Raw genomic sequence first — 20,281 nt, 5'->3', positions numbered from 1 at the left:
CAAGCTTACACCCGTTGGAGCCGTTCCACCATAAGCACCGTAAAACCTGCGGGTTGCAGGGTTGTCCGCATGGGTAGACAGCTTGGCCCGGCGTGTTTTGCCATGACTTTCCACAATTTTGTCCCGCCCGTGATTATAGTCGCCATGGGTCCGACAAATTTGAGGATCAAGGGCTTTTGCGCCGGCGCGGGGGTGCCGCGCGGGCGGAATTCGCTTATGATCCGTGCGCGGGCCGCACGGGGGTGGCGTATGGCATGCGGTAACAGTTTGCGTTTGAAGGTGTTTTAGTGATCGATCCCTATGTTTTGCTTGGCGTGGAGCGTGATGCCGACGAGGCGGCGATCAAGTCCGCTTACCGGAAGGTGGCGAAAGCCGCCCATCCCGACAGCGGGGGCGACACCGACCAATTCGCACGCCTGCAAACCGCTTACGAGCTTTTGAAGGATCCGGTGCGCCGCAAGGTGTTCGACGATACCGGTTACGATCCGCAGCTTGCCGATGCCAAGGACCTCAAAGGCCTGCTGATGCTGGAAACTCTGGTCAACGAATTCATTCTGGACGAGCGCGAGCCCGGCAGCTTCGACCCAGTGGCCGCCATGCGCCGCAAGCTGACGGATGATATCCTGAAAAGCCGCTTTCACATTCTGGAACTGGAGCGGCACCGCACGCGGGTGCGTAAACATATGGACCGCCTGGGCAGGAAGCCGGAGACCGATGTTTTGAGTTCCATGTTGCGTGCGCGCAGCCAGTCCATCGCCGAAGCCATCCGCAATGCGGAAGCGCAGATCGAGGCGATCGAGCAGGCCTATACGATGCTGGAAGGATATTCCTACGAGCTGGAGAGCATATCGCTCGCCGAACCGCTGCTGAAAGGCGAGGCGGCGGAATAGCCGTTTCTCCCTGGAGTTCTCAGGGACCGTTGACGAGCGCCAGAATGAGCTGATGCACGCGGCCGCCGGGGGAAAGCTCGTCCCGGTCGAAATCGCGTCCGCGCTGGCGCTGCTCGTTGGATAGCTCACCAAGCCGCTGTTGCAAGACAACGCGCACTTTCTGGCATTTCGGATCGTTTTCCGCTCTCAGACCGGTGCTGAAGGCCTCGATCTTCTGCACCATGTCGAGAATGTGCTCGCCATGAACGCGCTCATGGGTTTCCACACCGGAAATGAAGGTTTTCCAGCTGGCGGCGACCGCGGGCGGCAATCTGGCCGGCGCTTTCGGCCAGGTATAGATGATGGTGAGATTGGGCTTGGCGGTGGCCAGTACGCAGGCACCGTCCGGTTGCGGACGATAATCGCGCCGCCATGTCAGCTTGAAGGTGGTGTGGGCGATGGCCTGCACACCGGCGGTCGGGCCGCGTTCGCCTATGGACTGGTAAAGCGCTCCACCCGTATCACCGCTGATCGCATAGGTTTTTATCTGCTCGGCTGGTTTCCAGCCGGCTGACTGTGCTGACAGCGGAAGGGTGCTCAGCAATATCGTCACAGCGCTGATGGTGAGGGAAGAGAGAGTTTTGGCGGGCACGCATCGATCCTTGGTGTCTTGCGCGCCGAAGATAGGCGAGAGCCGGGCTGCTAGGCAAGCGTCGTGAGAGAGGGATTGTCGGGTACTGCGCCGAAATTCCACGCATGAAAAACCCCCGCGACGGATCGCGGGGGTCAAGCTTGCGACTGCAGGGGAATCAGTCGTCCAGCTTGTCGTAGTCGAGCTTCGGTGCGTTCTGCAGCGCTTCCTTGGTGGTATCGACATAGGCCTTCCAGGTGCCGTTGTCGTTGTGGACCGCAACCGAGGCAGGGTCGAGCACCACATAGCTCTTGTCGATGCCGAGGAAACCGCCGACGCTGGCAACGAGGCCGATCACCGATTTGCCATCGCCGATGACGACATCCTCGATTTCGCCGATGTTTTCGTTCTGGGCGTTATAGATATCCAGACCGTCAAGCTGGGAGGCGGTGAGGTCGGTTTTCTGGACATTGACGAACTTCAGCGGGCCGTTAGCCTTGGTGCCCATGGTGATGCCGGGACCGGACAAAGTCGCGTCGGCGCCAACAGCAGGCGCAGTCGCAGCCGTCTGGGCAAAAGCCACGGAAGAGGAGAGGGCTGCTGCGGCAGCGAGAGCGATGACGTTGATTTTCATGATGTTTCTTCCCTTTGTATGCTGAACGTTTCGTTCGGGGAAGAAACGGTGAGGGGCGGATTTGGTTCCGCGTGGGACGACATGAAAATTTGGTTTATGCTGGTAGCGGGAGCACTGGCACGCCAAATCGGGAGGACGTTATGGCAAAAAACACTGACAGCAAGGAAGCGGAGGAGAATGCACCGTCGGTTCTCATCGATCGAAAGATCGCGGAGCTTGGCGACTGGCGTGGCGAGATGCTTGGGCGCATCCGGGCGCTAATCAGGAAGGCCGATCCGGATGTGACGGAGGAGGTTAAATGGCGCGGCGTGCCCGTCTGGGAGCATGCCGGTATCATCTGCACCGGCGAAACCTACAAGACAGCCGTGAAGACGACGTTTGCGAAGGGCGCATCGCTTGAAGACCCGGCCGGCCTGTTCAATTCGAGCCTTGAGGGCAATACGAGGCGCGCCATCGACTTTCACGAGGGAGATGAGATCGACGAGGAGGCACTGGTGGCGCTGATCCGCGCGGCGGTGGCGTTGAATGTGGCGGGGAAGGCTGGAAAGAAACGCACGGGGAGTAAGGCTGGGTAGTCGAGTAGGCAGTCAATCCTTGGCAACGTCCGTTGCCTTGTCCCATTCCCCATCGATGAACTTCAGCGCGTCGATAATTGACACTTTCCACACTGACCAGACGTGATCTCCATCGGTGATCCGCAATTGGGATTTGCGATTGTCGGCCTGAAGCGTTTCGTGCAGGGCGATGGCGCCGCGCCAGAGGAAGAAGCCGTCGTCGTCGCCAACGGTCAGATAGGTGGCGGGCAAGTCCTGGTTTTCGGCGACGTGCTGTGCGACGAGGGTGAAAACGTTCTTCTCATTGAAAAGTCTCGCATCGAAGGGCGTGCCGAAGGCGCCGGAGAAGTGATCGCCGGTGGAGGGCAGCACGATGCCGATGGTGACGGTGGTGCGGTCGACGCGGTGGAAGAAGGCGCTGTCCTGAATGAGCTTGAGTTCGGCGGGCGTCTTGTCGAGATCGGAGGCGGGCACGTTCTGCCAGATCGCGCCGGACAGGCTGGCGACTGCGCCATAGAGGTCCTCGTGGCCATAAGCCAGATGCAATGCGCCGAAACCGCCCATGGAAAGGCCGGCGATGGCACGCCCTTCGCGATCTTTCCGCACCGGCAGCGTTTTTTCCACCTGATGGCGCAGATCGCCAGTCAGGGCCGTCTCGTAATCGCCGGGACCACCGAAAGCGGAAGAATCCACGTACCAACTGTTTTTAACGCCTGGCATGACGACAACCAGCGGGCGGATGGCGCCAGCCGCAATCAGCGTGTCCAGCGTCTTTTCGATATTGCCGAGATCCCGCCAGCTGTTCTGGTCACCATCATGGCCGTGCAGGAGATAAAGCACCGGCCAGCCGTTTTCCGGCGGCGTGCCATCCGGGCGGTAGATGTTGACGGGCAGCGGTGCGTTCAGGGCGGCGCTGTGGAAGGTGGCGTCCTCAATCTGCCCGGCAAGGACTGGGCTTGAGAAAAGGAAGAGGCATAAGGCCGCCAGATTTTTTCGATGCATGCGGTGTCTCCCTGCCGCCGGTCCTCAAGGCCAATCAACGTCCACGGGAACTGCGAGTTCCGGCATACACAATGTTACGGCAATGCCGTTCCGGCAAGTTTGCGCAACAGCGTGCCATCACGGATCACGCAGCATTCGGGATCAAGACATGGTGACATCGACATTATCGCGTTTCGCACGATCGCTTGTTTTGCTTCTGCTGCTTACCGGCTGCATGACCACACCGATCTCCAGTATTCCCAAATTGATGCGGCTCGATTTCCTGAAGATGAATTTTGAGCATGTGCGGGTCGCGTTACAGCTTCCCACCTATCTTTCGCTGCGCACGGGTGATGCCGTGATGATTATCCGCAGCACGGCTGATGGCGTAAAAGGCGAGACTGTCGATACATTCGGGCTGATCCAGGAGAATATGGACGATGCTGACCGTGCACGGTTCAACGTGGCGAAACGGGAGGGGTGGGCTACAAGCGTGTGGAGAATAAAGCCCGATGATGTTTCAAGGCTTGCCCTATTGCAGGAGAAGGTGCGCAACTCGCGTATCAAAGGGCCGCGCATCCGGGGCAGCACGGAAATAGAGATATTGCGGGCCTGTATCGCGGGCCTTTTGCCGGCTGGGCCGATCTATTTCTCGACCTATGTCAAGCCTGCCGAAAAAGACGACTACATTCCCCTGTCCATAGATTCGGATCTGGTGAAGGTGTTTGGAGCAGGTCAGGTTGAGGGGCGGATCAGCCGTTGCGAAAGCTGATTGCTTTGCCGGAGCGCGTCAGCGCTCTGGCTTTCTTTGTGAACTATCCTGTTACATATAACGCTGAAGCAGGGAGCACCCGAACTTATCGGGGCTTATCCAGGTTGCGCCGTTGCGCGTCAGCGACCGGGACGGCCGGTCTTCCCCTTCGTCCGGCTTTTGCGCTTCTGTTCGCCGGCATCCTCATAGGAACCCGCTCCGATCTTGCCGCGCACGAGGGGGCGGGGATCGTCCTTGGCTCGCTCAGGCTGGCCTTCCATGAGCGGTGAGAAACGTTTGCCGGCTTCCGTCTCGGGTTTGCCGGGAACTTCACCACGCACCGGCTTCTCGGTGCGGCCAACGGTCATCTCGTCCAGCGTGTTCCTGCGGAACAGCGGCTTGCCCGTGTCCGAGCCGGGACCCATTTCGTCCAGCGAAGGTTTGGCGAAGAGAGATTTTCCACTTTCGTTTGCGGAAGCGGCACCGTCCTCTGTCCCGCCGGATATGTCTCCCGCAAGAGGGGAGATCGACCCGTTGCGGGCGCTCGTTTCTTTTTTCTTGCCTCTGCCGCCACCCTCAAGCGATTTCGCCTCCTCCTTCGCCATAGGGTCGTCCATGACGGCGAGTTCGGTGGCCTTGAGGCGCTTGATTTCGTCGCGCAGGCGGGCGGCTTTTTCGAAGTCCAGATCGGCTGCGGCATCGCGCATGGATTTTTCCAGCGCGTTGAGATGGGACTGCAGATTGTTGCCGACCAGATGGCCGCCATCGGCGAAGCCCTTGCCGGAAACGCCTGAAATATCGGCTCTTACGTGATCACGCTCATAAACTGAATCAAGAATATCGGAGATCTTCGCCTTGACCGATTCCGGCGTGATGCCGTGTTCGGCGTTATAGGCCATCTGCTTTTCGCGGCGGCGGGAGGTTTCCTCCATCGCCCGCTTCATCGAGCCGGTGATATTGTCGGCATAAAGGATGACTTTGCCGTCGACGTTACGGGCGGCGCGGCCGATGGTCTGGATCAGCGAAGTTTCCGAACGCAGGAAGCCTTCCTTGTCGGCATCGAGGATCGCGACAAAACCGCATTCGGGAATATCGAGGCCTTCGCGCAGAAGGTTGATACCGACAAGCACGTCGAATGCACCAAGGCGCAGGTCGCGGATGATCTCGATGCGTTCCAGCGTGTCGATATCCGAGTGCATGTAACGCACGCGAACGCCCTGTTCGTGCAAATATTCGGTCAGGTCTTCAGCCATGCGCTTGGTCAGCACGGTGCAGAGCGTGCGGTAACCCTTGGCGGCGGTCTCGCGAATTTCGCCGAGAACATCGTCCACCTGGCTGCGGGCGGAGCGCACCTCGACCGGCGGATCGATGAGTCCTGTCGGGCGGATGACCTGTTCGGCGAAGACGCCACCAGCCTGTTCCATTTCCCACGAGCCGGGGGTGGCCGAAACCGCGACCGTCAGCGGTCGCATCGCATCCCATTCTTCGAAGCGCAACGGGCGGTTGTCCATGCAGGAGGGAAGGCGGAAGCCATATTCGGCCAGCGTCGCCTTGCGCCTGAAGTCGCCGCGATACATGCCGCCGATCTGGCTGACAGAGACGTGGCTTTCGTCAATGAAAAGCAGTGCGTTATCAGGGATATATTCGAACAGCGTCGGTGGCGGCTCACCGGGATTGCGGCCGGTGAGATAACGCGAATAGTTTTCGATACCGGCGCAGGAGCCGGTCGCCTCCAGCATTTCGATGTCGTAGCGCGTGCGCTGTTCCAGCCGCTGGGCTTCCAGCAGGCGTCCCGCCTTTTCCAGCTCGGCGAGGCGGACCCTCAGCTCTTCCTTGATCGACTTGATAGCACCGTTCAGCGTCGGCCGCGGGGTGACATAGTGCGAATTGGCATAGATCTTGACGGATTGCAGATCGCCGGTCTTCTGGCCGGTCAGCGGGTCGAATTCGGTAATGGAATCGATTTCGTCGCCGAACATCGAGATGCGCCAGGCGGCATCCTCAAGGTGGGCGGGGAAGATTTCGATGGTATCGCCGCGCACGCGGAAAGAGCCGCGCTGGAAATCCATGTCGCGGCGCTTGTATTGCTGGGCCACAAGGTCGGCCAGAAGCTGGCGCTGGTCCAGCCGGTCGCCCACCTGCATCTGGAAGGTCATGGCGGTATAGGTTTCCACCGAGCCGATACCATAGATGCAGGAAACCGAAGCGACGATGATGCAGTCGTCGCGTTCCAGCAGCGAGCGGGTGGCGGAGTGGCGCATCCGGTCGATCTGTTCGTTGATCGAGGATTCCTTCTCGATGAAGGTGTCGGAGCGCGGCACATAGGCTTCCGGCTGATAATAATCGTAATATGAGACGAAGTACTCTACCGCATTATCGGGGAAGAAGTTCTTGAACTCGGAATAGAGCTGCGCGGCCAGCGTCTTGTTGGGCGCAAGAATGACGGCCGGGCGCTGGGTTGCCTCGATCACCTTGGCCATGGTGAAGGTTTTGCCGGAGCCGGTGACGCCGAGCAGGACCTGGCTGCGCTCGCCGGAATTGATGCCTTCCACGAGATCGGCAATCGCCGTTGGCTGGTCGCCTGCCGGTTGGTACTCCGAGTCCATGCGGATTGTAACGCCGCCTTCGGATTTCGGCGGACGGGCCGGCCGGTGCGGCGTCCACATCTTGCCGTCCTTGAACAGCGGATTGCCGCTCTCGATAAGCGCCGATAGCGCCTCGACGGTGGCGGTGACGGCACCCGGTGCGAGATTGGCCGCCTCCTCCAGGGAAACGTCCATGCCAGCCACGGGATTGAGACCGGCGGCGGCGCGGGTTTTTGGATCGCTCGACGCGCCGATGGAAACGCCGCGCGCAGTCTTGGAAGCCGTGGTGTTTTTAGCCGTTTTGTTGGCCGCTTTTTCCGCTTCCTTGCGCGCTTCGATCTCGATCTTCTTGCGGTGTTTGCCAGCTTTCGAGGCGACTTCTCGCTGGGTTTCCACCGAGCCGGCTTCGGCTTCCGCCTCGAGCTGCTTTACCCAATCGGCAACGCTGCCGCTGAGCGGCGCGCCTTCGAACGACGATTGCGGAGCTTCCTCGAAGCCGGAATTCGAGGGTTTGGAATTTTTGGGTGATCTGGCCATGCGCGAAATATGGAGGGAGTCACGCGCAAAGGGAAGGGGAGGCCAAGAAAAAATGAGTACAAAAAGGAAACGAAGTGCGGGGAACAAAATTTGGCCGGATACGTTGCATAGCGGCCGAATACGCTTTGATAGAAACCGGTTCCGTTTCATACGACGGTAAGTTAAAGCAAAGACAAAAATGACGGTTGCGTTTTCAAACTGCCTTTCGTGACATCCCTCCCTTCTTCATTCAGGAACAATCATGCCGTTCTCGATCAGCCCTGCCCACATCTGGCCTGTCCTGATGCTCATCGTCTCCAATGTTTTCATGACTTTCGCCTGGTATGGGCATCTCAAGCACAAGGGCAGCGCACTCTTCCTTGCGATTGTCGCAAGCTGGGGCATCGCTTTCTTCGAATACATGCTCGCAGTCCCCGCGAACCGCATGGGATCGGAGGTCTATTCGACCGCGCAGCTCAAGACCATTCAGGAAGTTATCACGCTTGCGGTCTTTGCGCTGTTCTCGGTCTTCTGGCTGAAGGAAAGCATCACGATCAACCACGTGATCGGTTTTGCGCTCATCGCTTTCGGCGCGTCCTTCATCTTCCGCTCCTGATCGCAAAAGTGCCTTTCTATTACCGTGGCGGACAGGTTTCGCCACGGCACGAAGAACGGTGTTACGATCCCGTTCCACCATTGGCATAGTCCAACCGCGCCGTACAAATGCGGACGTGGTTCTCGTCGGCCCACTGCACCAGCAATTGCATCGGCACCAGAAACGAACGTCCGAGATTGGTCAGTTCGTATTCCACGCGCGGCGGCACCTGCGCATAGAGCGTGCGGCGAATGAAACCGTCCTCCTCCAGCCGTTTCAGCGTGCGTGACAACATCTGCTTGGAAATATCGTCGATCTTACGGTTCAGTTCGTTGAAACGCAGCACCCCGCCCTGAAGCGCTTCCAGAACCAGCAGGCTCCATTGATCACCGATGCGATCCAGCACGTCGCGGATGGGGCAGGGCTGGTCGAAGGCGAAGATTTCCTTGGTTTGTGTATCCGGCATTTTCCTCGCTCTTTCCATTTTCGTGCCCTTTCAGGTTATCGCCGTGTGACCTGATCAGCGTCGGCTGACTTCTTGCAGCCGGGGCTGCGATACCATAGCTTCCCCTAGCGGTCTATTATCTAGACCTATAACGATGCCACAAAGGAAAAAGCCATGGCTAAAATCGCGCTCATCGGAGCCTCCGGCAATGCCGGATCCCGTATTCTGAAGGAACTTTCCGACCGGGGGCACCAGGTGACGGCGATCGCCCGCAACCCTGAAAAGATCGCCAGCCTGCCGAACGTAGTGGCAAAAAAGGGCGATGTCTTCGATCAGGCAGGGCTTTCGGAACTGCTTAAGGGTCACGATGCCGTGATCAGCGCCGTGCACTTCACTGCGAGCGATCCGGTGACGCTGATCGAGGCCGTCCGTGCCTCGGGCGTTTCCCGTTATCTCGTCGTGGGTGGCGCCGGCAGCCTTGAAATTGCGCCGGGCCAGCGCGTGGTTGACCTGCCGGACTTCCCGGCCGCCTATAAGGCAGAGGCGACCAAGGGAGCGGAGTTTCTGGACCGCCTGAAAGGGGAAAAGCAACTCGACTGGACTTTCCTGTCGCCATCGGCCGAATTCGTGCCGGGGGAAAGAACGGGCAAATTCCGTATCGGCAAGGACAGTCTTTTGAGCAACGAAGCTGGCAGCCGCATTTCCTTTGAAGACTACGCCATCGCGCTTGTCGATGAAATCGAAAAGCCGCAGCATTCCCGCCAGCGTTTCACCGTCGGTTACTGAGAGGTCTCATCCATGAATTTCATGACACGTCGTCTTGCCATCGCTGCTTTTGCCCTCGCGCCCGCGCTGATGGCCGCGCCCGTTTTGGCGGAAACCGCCAAGCGCGATCTGGTTCAGGAAGAAGCCAACCGCAAGCTGGTGATCGATTTTTACGACACCGTCTTCAACAAGCACGAGGTGGCGAAGGGCGCTGCCGTCATAGTCGACAGCTACAAACAGCACAATCCGATGGTGCCTGATGGCAAGAAGCCATTCGTCGACTATTTCACCGGCTTCTTCAAGGAAAACCCGCAGGCGAAATCCCGGATCGTGCGCAGCGCCACGGATGGCGATCTGGTTTATCTGCACATTCATTCCACGGACAAAGAGGGTGCGCGCGGAGCCGCCATCGTTGATATTTTCAGGGTCAACGACGGCAAGATCACCGAACATTGGGACGTGATCCAGCCGGTTCAGGAAAAGGCTGCAAACAATAATACGATGTTCTAGAGCATTTCCAGTAAAGGTGCGTAGCGGTTTTTACGTCCGGAAAATGCGTAGAAACAAACAGTTAGAGCACGTCAAACGCTCTAGGGCAGGCTTCTGCCAACCGCCCGGAATTCGGAAGGACACGGCCAGGGGGATATTCTCCCGGCCGTGTTTTTTGTCAGGCAGCGCGTTGCTTTTCGCGGGACTGCACGATCAGATCCAGAACAAGCATCACCAGCAGGCTTGCACCAACCAGCGGGAACAGGATGCCGCCGATAGCGAGCAGCGCCAGCAGGCCGCGCAAGACGCGTTTATCCTGCGGCAATGGTGGCACGCCGAGCGAACCTCTGGGGCGTCGTTTCCACCACATGATGCCGGCGGAAACGGCAAGCAGGACGATGCCGACACAGGCTGCCAGCAACACGATCTGGTTGGCGAGGCCGAATTGCTGGCCCATATGCACGTTGATCCCCCATTCCAGTGCCTTTCCAAGCGGACCGTAGTCGGAATAGTTCATGTCGATCAACGGTTTGCCGCTATATTGATCGAGATGGACGACGCGCTGCTTTGAAAGGTCATCGGGATAGACGGAGCCGCTATAGACGCCCGTCGGTTTGGTCGGCAGCACGACGGTATAACCAGCGGCAAGACCGAGCCCGTCGAAACGCGCGATGGCCGCATCTATGCCGATTGGTTGCCCGGTGGCGGATGCGGAGGATTCCGGGACTTTCGCCTGCTCCAGCGACCAGCTGGTCTTGGCCATGTGATCGAGATGTTCGCCGGACATTGGAACATCGGTCCGCACGCCTGCCGGATATCCGAAATTGCTGCCGTTTGCCCATTCGTTGACCTTGGCGCCCCACACGCCCGACCAGGGCATTCCGGTGACTGCGAGAAATACGATGAAAAAGCCAACGAAAATGCCGGTGACGGCATGGGTATCGCGCCAGAAGACGCGTTTTTTCGGCGTGCCGCGCACCGTCAAGACACCGCCGCTCTGCTTCCTCGGCCACCACAGATAGATGCCGGTGGCGACGAGCAGGATGGACCAGCCGGCGGCGATCTCGATCAGATAGCGGGTATAGGTGCCGAAATATTTCAGGCTGTGGATGTAGCGGATCGTCCACATGATGGTGCCGCGATCGGGCAGTGAACCGGCAACCTGCCCGGTATAGGTGTTGACGTAGACGGCGCGTTTCCCTTCGGCCGTACTGACGGTAATTTCCGTCGAGGCGCCCGGATCGCCTGGCGTGGTGTATTTCACAGCAGTGCCGGGAACGGCCGCAACGGCTGCGGCGAGAATATCGGAGGGGAGTGCTTTCGGCACGTTCTGCGCCACTTCGATGCGCTTCAGGTCCGAATAAATGAGATTGTCGAATTCGTCCCGGAAGAGATAGAGCGCACCGGTGACGGCCAGCGATATCAGAAAGGGCAGTACAAAAAGGCCAGCATAGAAGTGCCAGCGCCATACGGCGCGGTACAGGTTGACGGATGAGGATTGCGCAGGCGCGCGCTCGCCCTCGAAAGAGGTCGTAACGGACATGGATGTCTCCGCAGAAAAGTTGATTTTCCGGCAGGGCCGGATCGCTCTTTACATTTGCAGAGAGGGAGGCGGTGCGCGTGGGCGCGATTCCAGATTGGGTGGCGGCGGCGGCAATGCCGCGTCGCGGTCGAGAAAGTCGACTTCGACGACCAGGACGATCCTGTCCGCACGCTCGACGGGAGTGACGGGAAGAGCGGCGATGGTAACGGAGGCGAGACGGCAGAGCGTGCCGCAGCAATTGTCGGCGAGCTTGCCCGCAGGGTTGGAGGCCGGGTTCGGTTTGCCCGAACCGCCTTCGGGCATGTGGCTGGAACAGATGATCTCACCGGTCGCCAGCGCGGCTGAGGCCATATTGCCGCTGGTCAGGCCATTCACGAGCCCTTGCAGGAGAAAAAGCAGGATCGCCAGCGTGGCGATGGCGCCAGCCGAACTTCTGTCCTGCATTATCCTGCGAATGAATCCCATTGCAGCGAAATGCCATATTTATCGGGCCGTGTCACCGCGACACGATGGCGAAAGACGAGGCCTGCTTTCAATTATCACCTGGCGTCGGGATGGGAATGTTCAGGCTAGCAGGTCGTAGGTTCGGAATATCCAGACTACCTGATAAATCAGGGCGAAAATGACGAGAAACCTGTGAAAGCGTCGGTTGCCGATGAAAGCCGCCAGTGTGAACAGAACGACGTAAATAGCGGTGCGGATGAGATATTCAGCGCCCAGCGAGGAGAGGTAGTCCTGTCCCTTCAGCAGCGTATCGCCGATATCCGTGACGAAAAGTGCGGCGAGAAACGCGAAGAACCAGCTTTTGCGGGAAAAGAAATAGTCCTCGTATCCCTTGTATTCCTTCATGTCCGTAGGGAACAGCAACACGCATAGGAAATAGAACAGCGAGCAGAACAGGATCAGGAACAGGAACGCGCCGAAGCCGAGGACGTGGCTGGTGGCGGAAAGCCGGTGTTCCCACCACCAGAAATGCACGAGCATCAGAAACAGGAACGCCACCCAGCCGATATGCAGCGGATAGATGCGCTCCTTCTTGGGATGCTGCACGAAACCGGCAAGGCCGGTCAGCAAGCGGGCGAGGCTGAGGCCAACCACCATGCCCATGACGGCGCGGATATGCGCATAGGCTTCCGGGGTGTTGACGGCGGCCTCCATCGCACCTACTCCGCCGGAGGGATGGGCGTCGGCTGCCCGTTTTCGTCCATCGCCACCATGATGAAGGTTCCCGCGGTGACTTTTTCCAGCTTGTCGTAACGGGAGCGCTGCGCCCACGCCTCGACCGTCAGTGTGATGGAGGTGCGGCCCAGCCGGGCGATATCGGTGTAGATGGACAGTGTGTCGCCGATCTTCACCGGCAACTCGAAAGCCATTTCCTTGACAGCGGCAGTGACCACGCGACAGCGGGACCGCTCCGCGGCGCGGATGCCGCTGGCCAAGTCCATCTGGGACATGACCCAGCCGCCGAAAATATCACCGGCCGGATTGGCGTCGGCCGGCATTGCGAGCGTCCGCAGCGTCAGCTCGCCGGTCGGTTTGATGGGCAGGTCGGTCATGTCGAGATTTGCTCCTTGCGAATGTTGAAGGCGCAGCATGCGTTGCGCTTTGTGATTTCGCAAGGAAGGGTAAGCGTCAGGACGACGCTTTGCCCAGAAATTGCTGCGTTGCATAAAGGGCGATGGCTGCCGCATTCGATACGTTGAGCGATTTGATCTCGCCCGGCATATCGAGACGGGCGAGCGCCGAAACGGTTTCGCGGGTCTTCTGGCGCAGACCCTTGCCTTCGGCTCCCAGCACCAGGGCGATCTTTGCGCCGGTGAAGGTTTGCTCGATGGGGGCGGGGCCTTCCGAATCCAGACCGACCGAGAAGAAGCCGAGCTTGTGCAGCTCGCCCAATGTATCGGCCAGATTGGTGATCTGGATATAGGGGATGAGTTCCAGTGCGCCGGACGCAGACTTCGCAAGCACGCCTGACTCCGTCGGGCTATGGCGAATGGTGGTGATGACGGCGCCGGCGTTGAACGCGACCGCCGAGCGCATGATGGCGCCGACATTGTGCGGGTCGGTAACCTGATCGAGCACGAGGATCAGCGGACTTTTCTTCAGCGCGTCGAGTTTCTTGACCGGAAGCGGCCTGGTTTCCAGCATCACGCCCTGATGGATCGCCTCGGGGCCGAGCACCTTGTCGATATCCTGCGGCGAGACAATCTCTACCGGGAAGGGCTGCGCATCCGCTTCGCCGATATCCAGACGCGCAAAGGCATTCAGCGTAACCGACAGCTTGATGAGTTGCCGTTCGGGGTTGGAAAGCGCCGCACGCACGGTATGCAGGCCGTAAAGATGGACCTGATCCGGCGCAAGCTGCGGCGGCTTCCAGTCTTCCGCGCCACGATTCCGGCGCTTCGGCTGCTGCGGGGTCGGAATTTCGCCCCTCTCGCGTTTGGCATCGCGCACGGCACGGCGCAGGGTGGCGTAGTGCGTGTCGCGGGTGGATTTGTCGTTTGGATCGTCTTTGCTCATGGCGCCTTATATCTCCGGGACGCGACGCACACCAGCCCCCGCGATAATCCACAGGCCTGCAAAGAGGTTTGAATTTTTTCCCGAAAATTCGTGAAACGGCGTGTTGACAGAAGCGAACGAGGCCGTCATATACGCGCCACAGACGACGCAACGGCGCTTCGCCGGAGAGAAATCTGAAGAGCTTGGTTGCTCGATCCTAGCAGATAGCTGGAGGGATGCCCGAGTGGTTAAAGGGGACGGACTGTAAATCCGTTGGCTACGCCTACGTTGGTTCAAATCCAACTCCCTCCACCATTCTGCGCAGGATCAAAATCACCACCGCGGGTATAGCTCAATGGTAGAGCAGCAGCCTTCCAAGCTGAATACGCGGGTTCGATTCCCGCTACCCGCTCCAAAAACTTCTCAACAAGATCGATAGTCTTTACCTCGCGCCGATTTGCAGCCTCCAGTCAGCGTTGGCTATTTTCAGCTCGCCTCCAAGGCCGACTGAATCCGCATTTTCTCTGCGTCGAGCTCGCTTAACCTTACCATATGTGACGTAATTTTCTCAAAGATCGAGGTGCGATCCGCTGTCGACAGGCGTTCAGTGTGGCGCAGGGCAGTAATGACCTCGATCAGATCAAGTCGCTCTTGCTCAAGTTTTTCAATATTCCACATCATCGCGTTTCCTCGCTGGCACGCGCTTCAAACGGCCAACCCGGATAAAGGTTCAGGTCAATAGAATTTAAAGTAAATTTTATCTTATTGGCTGGGACGCGGGTGCGCTGCGGCACGGCTGAATCAATCCGGAGAACGACACTGCGTCCGGTTGCCGGCGGCTGCCATATAGCTGTTGTCGGTTGGATGGTATGATGCGTAACGCGCTGCACACCATTTTACGTGATTGATTTCCGCTTGTGAGAGGGCGTAACCGTTGGGTGACGCCTCTTCACCCTTGCCCGCGGCAAAGGCGGATGCGGGATAGCCGCGACCGTCGGAATTCTGAGCCTGCTCCTGTGTTTCGTACGCCGGCTGTATGAGGCTGAGCGCACTGGCGGGCACGGTAAAAGCCGTAGATATTGCGACGCCAAGAGCGAGCGCGGAGATAGTCTTCGGCATCCTCAACATCGATAAATCCTCGTTATTCGTTCGAGATACTAACGAAAATTAAGGAATTTCGTTCCGGTGCAGGGTTGACGTCACACGAATACGTGATTCGTTGGGCGGTGTTTGCCGGCGGTCGCGTGGCAAGGCCGGGATGCCCCCGGCGGGCTGATTATGGATATCCATGGTCACTGTGTGATGCGGTCTTCATCGCGAAGACGCGACACCCGATGAGCACATTCTACTCCCCGCCAATTCGACTTTCAGTGCTTGTTGCACTGCTCGTTGACAAGCGGAAAGTCCGGTCGGATAGTCTGCCGGCAATCATGCACACGGGAGTCTTCGATGATCAACAGGGTTGTAATTCTCTCATCCTTAGCGCTGCTCGCATCGGCGGCGTTTGTCTCCCCCGCAGCGGCGCTCACCATGAAAGAGTGCAGCGTGAAATACCAGGCGGCGAAAGCCGACGGGTCCGCGAAGGACGTCAAGTGGAACGACTATCGCGCCAAGTTCTGCGGTAGCGATGCTGCTGCCGAAAGCGCTGCCGACGATAAGCAAGTTGCGGCTACCACCGACAAAGAACCGGAAAAGGCGACGATAAAGGCTCCGAAGAGCGTCGTATTTCCGGGTGCTGTCGATAAGAAATATTCAAGCGAGACTCCTGGCAAGGCCCGCCTGAAGACCTGCGTCGATTCCTATCGTAAGAACAAGGACGACGGCACGCTCGGCGATCTCAAGTGGATTCAGAAGGGTGGCGGTTACTGGAGCCTGTGCAACACGGCTTTGAAGAGCTAACGCGCTTTTTTTGGGGCGGCGGCTTCGCCGTTGCCCCAGCAATGACGCGTCATCAGACATCATACCGGAGGACTTAATTTGTCGATTCGGTTGACCGGAGTGTGTTTGAGCCACGTCCAGAAAGACGTGCGGTTTTTTCCTGTGCCCTGCAAATCCTGCTGGCAAGTGAGCGGCTGGCATTTTCTCGCTCATCGACGTGTTGACGTTCGACGGGTTCACGCAACCCCGGTTTCGGGCGGGTAAAATCTGCGAATGGTTTGCGATTCAGCATCTTGATAGAAAGAGTTGATCTTGCGGTTTGATCCGCATCCAGCAATCAAACGGTTACGGCTGTCCCGTGGCGGCTGGCCGGCAATGTGGGCGGATGACCAGACGATTTCGAAACTACCTCGCCGTACTCGCCATATCATTACTGATGTGGACGTTGGTGCTTGGCGTCATTTATTGGCTGTTTCGCTAGGTCTTGCCGCGGCTTCCGCGCCAAAGTGAACCCGCTTCAACGCATATGTTCGGCAGCATAACCACGACATGCCTTCGCGGCTGATATTTTGCAAATCTTGCCAACAAGGGGTGGACGTTGCCCCCGAAGGAGCGGCGGCAGGGCGGTTTTAGGAAACCTTGCCATGCCGCCGGTCAGCGTTGAATTGCGCGCAGCGCGTTCAGCCTAGAACGAGCGCTGTTAAGAGCGCCAGCAGGATTAGAGAGCTTGCAACAGCGCCCAGCTTCATCCTGCGAAGGCGGCGGGTGCGACCGCCGGTCCAGTCATAAGCCATTGGCAGCTATACCTTTCTTTTTATTTTTATGACTTATTAACTAGCTCACTAGGCTTGCCCGTGGCTGACCTCAATTGCCAAAATCCATAGGCAAAAAATCACGATTTCCCTGTCTTATCCGAATGTTGCAGCGGACGCGGAGACCGATTCCCGTGTGCGCCGATTTCACCCGCGCGCGCTTGCAATGCTGCGTAGGCGAGGGGTGCATTGGTGTGGGCATGACAAGAAAAGGCCCGGAAACTCTCGTTTCCAGGCCTTTCGGGACGAATATGTGACTGCCAGTCTCAGCCGAAATAGGGCTTGACGTAGGGCAGGACTTCGATCACGCCGTGATACAGCATGTTGAGCGCCACATAGATGATGACCATCAGGCCAAGATACGAAATCCAACGGTAACGGTGCAGCAACTTGGCGACGAAATTGGCAGCCAGTCCCATGAGGGCGATCGAGACGACCAGACCGATGATCAGCACCGTGACATGGTCCTGCGCGGCGCCGGCGACGGCAAGCACGTTGTCCAGCGACATGGACACATCGGCGATGACGATCTGGGTTGCGGCCTGCAAGAAGGTCTTGTGACCTTTGGTCAGGTCAGCCTCTTCGTCCGTCACCTCGTCTTCGATGGAGCCTGCGGCTTCGCGCAGTTCGGACCACATCTTCCAGCACACCCAGGCAAGCAGAAGCCCGCCGAAGAGTTGCAGCCCGACAATGGAGAGAAGCTGCACGGTGACGGCGGCAAAGCCGATGCGCAATACGGTGGCGGCGATGATGCCGACCAGGATCGCCTTGCGGCGAAGATGGGCGGGAAGACCGGCGGCGGCAAGGCCGATGACGATGGCATTGTCGCCTGCGAGAACGAGATCGATCGCAATGACTTGCATGAATGCCGTGAAGCCGGCGGCTGTGAAGATTTCCATTGAGCGGTCCTGAAACGGATGTAATTTCGCGCTGGAGAGCGCGGCTGATCAATATTTGGCATAGAGGTTTTGCGCCTGGGCGCATCGTCCCGCTCGCCCGTCTCCCCCGGAGATGAAATTTCCTTAAGCCATGATGCGGGTCCAGGTAAAGAAGTTGTGATAAAGAAAAAGCTTATTTAACGATCCGATTGTGCGAAGAGGGGTACATGCGGGGTCCCATCCGTGCCTCCCATCTGGCCGTCGCGTGGGAAGGCTGAGCCAGCTTTGAATATCGCGCGGAACGCACCATATATGCACCTTGAGGCGCGCCTTGGGCGTGCGCGACGGTGCTTTGACAATTAAGTCTTGCGCATTCGCTTACAAAGCCTTAAACGGCGACACCAAACCGGTTCGCCGGGAAAACTACTTCACGTTCACAGGAAGCAATTCACATGGCAAAGAGCAAGTTTGAGCGCAATAAGCCGCACGTCAACATTGGCACGATCGGTCACGTCGACCACGGCAAGACGTCGTTGACTGCTGCGATCACGAAGTATTTCGGCGAGTTCAAGGCGTACGACCAGATCGACGCTGCTCCTGAAGAAAAGGCTCGCGGCATCACGATCTCGACGGCGCATGTCGAATACGAAACGCCGAACCGTCACTACGCACACGTCGACTGCCCCGGCCACGCCGACTACGTGAAGAACATGATCACCGGTGCTGCCCAGATGGACGGCGCGATCCTGGTTTGCTCTGCAGCTGACGGCCCGATGCCGCAGACGCGCGAGCACATCCTGCTTGCTCGCCAGGTTGGCGTTCCGGCGATCGTCGTGTTCCTCAACAAGGTTGACCAGGTTGACGACGCCGAGCTTCTCGAGCTCGTCGAACTGGAAGTTCGCGAACTTCTGTCGTCCTACGACTTCCCGGGCGACGATATTCCGATCGTCAAGGGTTCGGCACTTGCTGCTCTTGAAGATTCCGACAAGAAGATCGGTGAAGACGCAATCCGCGAGCTGATGGCTGCTGTTGACGCCTACATCCCGACGCCTGAGCGTCCGATCGACCAGCCGTTCCTGATGCCGATCGAAGACGTGTTCTCGATCTCTGGCCGTGGTACGGTTGTGACGGGTCGCGTTGAGCGCGGTATCGTCAAGGTTGGTGAAGAAGTCGAAATCGTCGGTATTCGTCCGACGTCGAAGACGACGGTTACCGGCGTTGAAATGTTCCGCAAGCTGCTCGACCAGGGCCAGGCTGGCGACAACATCGGTGCGCTCGTTCGCGGCGTTACCCGTGACGGCGTTGAGCGTGGTCAGATCCTGTGCAAGCCGGGTTCGGTCAAGCCGCACAAGAAGTTCATGGCAGAAGCCTACATCCTGACGAAGGAAGAAGGCGGCCGTCATACGCCGTTCTTCACGAACTACCGTCCGCAGTTCTACTTCCGTACGACTGACGTTACCGGTATCGTTTCGCTTCCTGAAGGCACGGAAATGGTTATGCCTGGCGACAACGTCACTGTTGAAGTCGAGCTGATCGTTCCGATCGCGATGGAAGAAAAGCTGCGCTTCGCTATCCGCGAAGGCGGCCGTACCGTCGGCGCCGGCATCGTCGCTTCTATCGTCGAGTAATTTTCGACAGACGGCGGTTTCGCCGGATTTAAAAATCTAGTTCTAAAACGGCGGTGTCTTCGGCACCGCCGTTTTTTTTATGTAAAAATCGATTTTTGTAAATTTATATAGTTGAAAGATTCTTATATCCTTCTAATGTGAATATAAATTTCGGGGCTGTACTTCTTTTCATGCTTATATTATGAGTTATACTTAAGTGAATTGTAATTTATAATTTATTTTTATGTAATTCGCTTTGTATTTAGCGACGTCATCCGCCTGTAATTCTTTTGACGTAGGTGCAGCTATATTAATCATGGCTTGGCTGGCTTGATTTCATCGGCCAGTTTTCTTTAGAGACAACTTCATGTCCGATTTAACTGTTGTGCTGACCAGCTGCCGCCGTCCTGATCTTCTCATCGGAACTCTCGATAGCTTCTTTTCTACCAATGATTACCCGCTACGGGAATTTATCATTATCGAGGACTCTGACGACGAGTCGGTGCGCGCGATTTCAGCGCGGTATCCAGAGCAACCGATCCGCGTCATTTTGAATGGCGTCAACATTGGGCAGCACCGCTCTATCGACCGGGCATATTCAGAAGTGCAAACCCCTTACATCCTGCATCTCGAAGACGACTGGGCGTTTCCTGTTTCGCAGGTTGTGGGCAGGGGCATCGAAATACTGAAGCGGGACCCGCAGGTGGCGCTCGTTCAACTCAGAACCGATGACGACATGCCCCGTGACATTCGGCGCAAGGCGCAGGCAGTTGAAGATATAGGGTATTGGCGAATACCGCCGACCGCGCATCGTGTCTGGCATAGCTTCACCTTCAATCCGACCGTCAAGCGGTTGTCCTGCTATAAAAAACTACCGCAAGGTTATGCGGGTTTCCGGACAGAGGCGGAGATTAGTATCTTTTATAAGGATCAGGGCGCGATCATGGCGTGGTTGGCCGAAACCGGCGTCAGCCATTCGGGATTTGGCCGCAGCAATTATGGCCTTAAGAAACGCCGTGGTTGGCGCGGTGCGGCACAAGAGCTTGATCGATTCTTTTCGCTGGCGACAGTCCGTAAATGGCGGCGTTCGGTGGCGCGCAACGTCGCGCACTTCAAGCGCAAGTATCGGGAGCGTCAGTTGATTAGGTCCGATCGCAGTGCGCTTGAGCCGTAAAAGATTAAAGGTCGGTTGCGAAAGGTATCAAACCAGCGCATTTGGATGCCGAAAAGCGGTTCGTTGAGGTGACGG

General features: G+C 57.9%; 22 protein-coding genes and 2 tRNA genes. 11 read left to right on the top strand and 13 right to left on the bottom strand.

Going from position 1 to position 20,281, the window contains the following annotated elements; translation table 11 throughout:
* The first annotated feature begins 287 nt into the window (after positions 1–287).
* Positions 288–890 (top strand): J domain-containing protein, encoded by a 603-nt coding sequence (locus CRP02_RS21165; protein ID WP_097100539.1) that lies wholly within the window; start codon positions 288–290, stop codon positions 888–890.
* A gap of 19 nt (positions 891–909) precedes the next feature.
* On the opposite strand, the gene CRP02_RS21160 is transcribed toward CRP02_RS21165, so the two are convergent.
* Both CRP02_RS21160 and CRP02_RS21155 read right to left on the bottom strand, forming a co-directional pair.
* A complete protein-coding gene (locus tag CRP02_RS21160) occupies positions 910–1,521 on the bottom strand; it encodes a DUF922 domain-containing Zn-dependent protease (protein WP_097100538.1) in 612 nt (203 codons plus the stop codon).
* Positions 1,522–1,678: 157 nt separating this feature from the next.
* The gene (locus CRP02_RS21155) at positions 1,679–2,134 is read right to left on the bottom strand and encodes a PRC-barrel domain-containing protein (protein ID WP_003513045.1); all 456 of its coding nucleotides are present in this window, start codon (positions 2,132–2,134) and stop codon (positions 1,679–1,681) included.
* 140 nt (positions 2,135–2,274) lie between these two features.
* On the opposite strand from CRP02_RS21155, the gene CRP02_RS21150 reads away from it, so the two are divergent.
* Positions 2,275–2,709: a DUF1801 domain-containing protein gene (locus CRP02_RS21150; RefSeq protein ID WP_097172190.1), complete on the top strand. Its 435-nt coding sequence runs from the start codon at positions 2,275–2,277 to the stop codon at positions 2,707–2,709.
* 12 nt (positions 2,710–2,721) lie between these two features.
* On the opposite strand, the gene CRP02_RS21145 is transcribed toward CRP02_RS21150, so the two are convergent.
* Positions 2,722–3,690 carry an alpha/beta hydrolase gene (locus CRP02_RS21145; RefSeq protein WP_097172189.1) on the bottom strand — a complete coding sequence of 323 codons (969 nt, stop codon included), beginning with the start codon at positions 3,688–3,690 and terminating at the stop codon, positions 2,722–2,724.
* Positions 3,691–3,838: 148 nt separating this feature from the next.
* Here CRP02_RS21145 and CRP02_RS21140 point away from each other — a divergent pair, with 148 nt between their 5' ends.
* Positions 3,839–4,441 (top strand): hypothetical protein, encoded by a 603-nt coding sequence (locus tag CRP02_RS21140; RefSeq protein WP_097172188.1) that lies wholly within the window; start codon positions 3,839–3,841, stop codon positions 4,439–4,441.
* 119 nt (positions 4,442–4,560) lie between these two features.
* Here the strand turns inward: CRP02_RS21140 and uvrB are convergent, their stop codons facing one another.
* Entirely contained in the window at positions 4,561–7,542 is a 2,982-nt protein-coding gene (uvrB, locus tag CRP02_RS21135; protein WP_097172187.1) for an excinuclease ABC subunit UvrB, read from the bottom strand.
* 241 nt (positions 7,543–7,783) lie between these two features.
* Between uvrB and CRP02_RS21130 the strand changes: the two genes are divergently transcribed.
* Positions 7,784–8,137, top strand: coding sequence for a DMT family protein (locus CRP02_RS21130; protein ID WP_003513041.1), 354 nt, complete (start codon positions 7,784–7,786; stop codon positions 8,135–8,137).
* A 61-nt stretch (positions 8,138–8,198) separates the two neighbouring features.
* Here CRP02_RS21130 and CRP02_RS21125 read toward each other — a convergent pair whose 3' ends face one another.
* A complete protein-coding gene (locus CRP02_RS21125; protein WP_003513040.1) occupies positions 8,199–8,582 on the bottom strand; it encodes a winged helix-turn-helix transcriptional regulator in 384 nt (127 codons plus the stop codon).
* Between the two features lie 153 nt (positions 8,583–8,735).
* On the opposite strand from CRP02_RS21125, the gene CRP02_RS21120 reads away from it, so the two are divergent.
* Together CRP02_RS21120 and CRP02_RS21115 are read left to right on the top strand one after the other, a co-directional pair.
* Entirely contained in the window at positions 8,736–9,347 is a 612-nt protein-coding gene (locus CRP02_RS21120) for an NAD(P)-dependent oxidoreductase (protein ID WP_013636447.1), read from the top strand.
* 12 nt (positions 9,348–9,359) lie between these two features.
* Positions 9,360–9,836, top strand: a complete 477-nt coding sequence (locus CRP02_RS21115) for a nuclear transport factor 2 family protein (RefSeq protein WP_097172186.1) — start codon at positions 9,360–9,362, stop codon at positions 9,834–9,836.
* 157 nt (positions 9,837–9,993) lie between these two features.
* Here CRP02_RS21115 and CRP02_RS21110 read toward each other — a convergent pair whose 3' ends face one another.
* The 5 genes from CRP02_RS21110 to rlmB all read right to left on the bottom strand — a co-directional run bounded on the left by CRP02_RS21110 (position 9,994) and on the right by rlmB (position 13,878).
* Positions 9,994–11,358: a PepSY-associated TM helix domain-containing protein gene (locus CRP02_RS21110; RefSeq protein ID WP_097172185.1), complete on the bottom strand. Its 1,365-nt coding sequence runs from the start codon at positions 11,356–11,358 to the stop codon at positions 9,994–9,996.
* 48 nt (positions 11,359–11,406) lie between these two features.
* Positions 11,407–11,823: a DUF2946 family protein gene (locus tag CRP02_RS21105; RefSeq protein ID WP_097172184.1), complete on the bottom strand. Its 417-nt coding sequence runs from the start codon at positions 11,821–11,823 to the stop codon at positions 11,407–11,409.
* Positions 11,824–11,922: 99 nt separating this feature from the next.
* Positions 11,923–12,516 (bottom strand): hypothetical protein, encoded by a 594-nt coding sequence (locus CRP02_RS21100; RefSeq protein WP_097172183.1) that lies wholly within the window; start codon positions 12,514–12,516, stop codon positions 11,923–11,925.
* A 5-nt stretch (positions 12,517–12,521) separates the two neighbouring features.
* On the bottom strand, positions 12,522–12,914 hold the full coding sequence (locus CRP02_RS21095) for an acyl-CoA thioesterase (RefSeq protein ID WP_038491466.1): 393 nt from the start codon (positions 12,912–12,914) through the stop codon (positions 12,522–12,524).
* Between the two features lie 76 nt (positions 12,915–12,990).
* Positions 12,991–13,878 (bottom strand): 23S rRNA (guanosine(2251)-2'-O)-methyltransferase RlmB, encoded by an 888-nt coding sequence (rlmB, locus tag CRP02_RS21090; RefSeq protein ID WP_003513033.1) that lies wholly within the window; start codon positions 13,876–13,878, stop codon positions 12,991–12,993.
* Between the two features lie 209 nt (positions 13,879–14,087).
* On the opposite strand from rlmB, the gene CRP02_RS21085 reads away from it, so the two are divergent.
* Together CRP02_RS21085 and CRP02_RS21080 are read left to right on the top strand one after the other, a co-directional pair.
* Positions 14,088–14,172: transfer RNA gene (locus tag CRP02_RS21085), tRNA-Tyr, on the top strand.
* A 26-nt stretch (positions 14,173–14,198) separates the two neighbouring features.
* A tRNA-Gly gene (locus CRP02_RS21080) sits at positions 14,199–14,272 on the top strand.
* 71 nt (positions 14,273–14,343) lie between these two features.
* Here CRP02_RS21080 and CRP02_RS21075 read toward each other — a convergent pair.
* Together CRP02_RS21075 and CRP02_RS21070 are read right to left on the bottom strand one after the other, a co-directional pair.
* Entirely contained in the window at positions 14,344–14,538 is a 195-nt protein-coding gene (locus CRP02_RS21075) for a hypothetical protein (RefSeq protein ID WP_097172182.1), read from the bottom strand.
* 120 nt (positions 14,539–14,658) lie between these two features.
* Positions 14,659–14,985 (bottom strand): BA14K family protein, encoded by a 327-nt coding sequence (locus CRP02_RS21070; RefSeq protein ID WP_097172181.1) that lies wholly within the window; start codon positions 14,983–14,985, stop codon positions 14,659–14,661.
* 321 nt (positions 14,986–15,306) lie between these two features.
* On the opposite strand from CRP02_RS21070, the gene CRP02_RS21065 reads away from it, so the two are divergent.
* Positions 15,307–15,756: a hypothetical protein gene (locus CRP02_RS21065; RefSeq protein ID WP_097172180.1), complete on the top strand. Its 450-nt coding sequence runs from the start codon at positions 15,307–15,309 to the stop codon at positions 15,754–15,756.
* 1,057 nt (positions 15,757–16,813) lie between these two features.
* On the opposite strand, the gene CRP02_RS21055 is transcribed toward CRP02_RS21065, so the two are convergent.
* Positions 16,814–17,446, bottom strand: coding sequence for a TerC family protein (locus tag CRP02_RS21055; protein WP_097172179.1), 633 nt, complete (start codon positions 17,444–17,446; stop codon positions 16,814–16,816).
* A gap of 431 nt (positions 17,447–17,877) precedes the next feature.
* Here CRP02_RS21055 and tuf point away from each other — a divergent pair, with 431 nt between their 5' ends.
* A complete protein-coding gene (gene tuf / locus CRP02_RS21050) occupies positions 17,878–19,053 on the top strand; it encodes an elongation factor Tu (protein WP_013636434.1) in 1,176 nt (391 codons plus the stop codon).
* A gap of 346 nt (positions 19,054–19,399) precedes the next feature.
* A complete protein-coding gene (locus CRP02_RS21045; RefSeq protein ID WP_097172178.1) occupies positions 19,400–20,206 on the top strand; it encodes a glycosyltransferase family 2 protein in 807 nt (268 codons plus the stop codon).
* Positions 20,207–20,281 lie beyond the last annotated feature (75 nt).

It is taken from the genome of Rhizobium sp. AN5 (assembly GCF_900215255.1).
GTDB lineage: Bacteria > Pseudomonadota > Alphaproteobacteria > Rhizobiales > Rhizobiaceae > Agrobacterium > Agrobacterium tumefaciens.
The sequence above is the reverse complement of the archived record's forward strand: the minus strand, read 5'-3'. Positions and strand labels throughout refer to the sequence as shown.